The sequence below is a fragment of the Nocardia sp. NPDC003345 genome, from assembly GCF_053589395.1.
Map to the genome: position 1 here is coordinate 1 of NZ_JBSFRU010000581.1, position 1,730 is coordinate 1,730.

Annotated in this window: 2 protein-coding genes; one reads left to right on the forward strand and one right to left on the reverse strand. The window is 67.8% G+C overall.

Translation table 11 applies throughout. From position 1 onward, the window contains the following. Window positions 1-38: 38 nt before the first annotated feature. Window positions 39-227 carry a YegP family protein gene (locus ACWDU1_RS32160; RefSeq protein ID WP_450004185.1) on the reverse strand — a complete coding sequence of 63 codons (189 nt, stop codon included), beginning with the start codon at window positions 225-227 and terminating at the stop codon, window positions 39-41. A gap of 178 nt (window positions 228-405) precedes the next feature. Between ACWDU1_RS32160 and thiD the strand changes: the two genes are divergently transcribed. Continuing rightward, the gene (thiD, locus tag ACWDU1_RS32165; protein WP_450004186.1) at window positions 406-1,245 is read left to right on the forward strand and encodes a bifunctional hydroxymethylpyrimidine kinase/phosphomethylpyrimidine kinase; all 840 of its coding nucleotides are present in this window, start codon (window positions 406-408) and stop codon (window positions 1,243-1,245) included. Window positions 1,246-1,730 lie beyond the last annotated feature (485 nt).

A 1,730-nucleotide genomic window follows, 5' to 3' on the forward strand; every position in this document is an offset into this window, starting at 1 on the left:
CCCGCCGGTCTCCGGCCGGAGACCGGCGGAACGAAAGTTCAGGACCCCGCGGTCTGATCGACCAACTGGGCGGCCGGAGCATTCGACTGCACCGAGGCGATGCCCTTCTTGGCGGAATCCTTTGTTTCGTAGGCCTGGCTCGCGGCGATCGTCTCACCGTTACCGGCCTCGAGCCGCCACCGGAACTTACCCGCGGCATCGGAATAGAGTTCGAACTTGGCTGCCATGCTTCCTCCGCTTCATGAGCTGGATATAGCCTGGTCAGCCGCAGAATACGACCGCTCCCGCGCAGCCTTGCGCAGACACGCGGACACATCGGCGCATCGTTGGGCGAACGCGACCGCAATGCCGGGCCGGTATCGGGCAGCGGCGCCGCCGGCCGAACACGCCGCATACAGTTGTGCCGTGAAGCTCTTGCCGTTGACCCCCACCGGACAGACCCCGCCCCGGGTCCTCACCATCGCCGGAACCGACTCCGGGGGCGGCGCCGGCATCCAGGCCGATACCCGGACCATGGCGCTGTGCGGTGTACACGCCCTGGTGGCCGTGGCGGCGGTCACCGTGCAGAACTCGGTCGGGGTCAGCGGATTCCACGAGATCCCACCCCAGGTGGTGGCCGATCAGGTGCGGTGCGTGGCCGACGATATCGGGTTGGGCGCCGCGAAAACCGGGATGCTCGCGTCCAGCGGCATCATCGAAGCGGTGGCCGAGGTGTGCCGCGAGGTCGGAATCGGACGCGATACCGGGACCCCGCTGGTGGTCGACCCGGTGGCCGCCTCCATGCACGGCGACCCGCTCCTGCACGCCGAAGCGCTCGACGCCGTCCGCTACACCCTGTTTCCGCTGGCCACCATCGTCACCCCGAATCTGGACGAGGTCCGGTTGCTCACCGGCGTCGAGGTCACCGATCTCACCTCCGCCCGCACCGCCGCGGAAGCCCTGCACGCCCTCGGACCACAGTGGGTCGTGGTGAAGGGCGGCCATATGCGAGCCGCCCCCACCAGCACCGACCTGCTGTTCGACGGCGAACGCTTCCTGGAATTCGACGCCGCCCGAATCGCCACCGGAAACGACCACGGCGGCGGCGACACCCTCGCCGCGGCGCTGGCCTGCGCCCTCGCCCACGGCCACACGGTCCCCGAGGCCTTCGAGTTCGCCAAGGAATGGACCCGCCGCTGCCTCGAAGCCTCCTACGACCTGGGCAAAGGCCACGGACCGGTCTCTCCTCTGTGGCGGCTCTCCTGACCGGAAACTGTCGGTACCCGGGGGCATACTGAGGCCATTACGCGATACCGCCACCTACAACGAGGTGGGTGCGAGAACAACGAGGTTCGAGTAGAGCGTGGTATTTGTCGGGCCGGTGGGGAGGGGGCCTCACACGCCGAGGTGGGGAGGGGGACGGGCCTGCCGAGGTGGGGAAGTGACCTCACTCGGCGAGGTGGGAGGTGACCTTGCTCGGGGAGGTGAGGACGTGACCTCACCTGCCAGGGTGAGAAGGTCACCCCACCCGCCGAGGCGAGGACGTGACCTCGCTCGCGAAGGTGAGAAGGTGACCTTACCCGCCAAGGTCAGAAGGGACCCCACCCGCGGAAGTGGGAAGGTGACCTTGCTCGCGAAGGTGAGAAGCGATCCCGCCCGCGGAGGTGGGAAGGTGAACTTTCTCGTCAAGGTATGAAGGTGACCCTGCTCGCCAAGGTTCTGTGTTTTTTGGCGCGGCTTCGCCGCGCGGG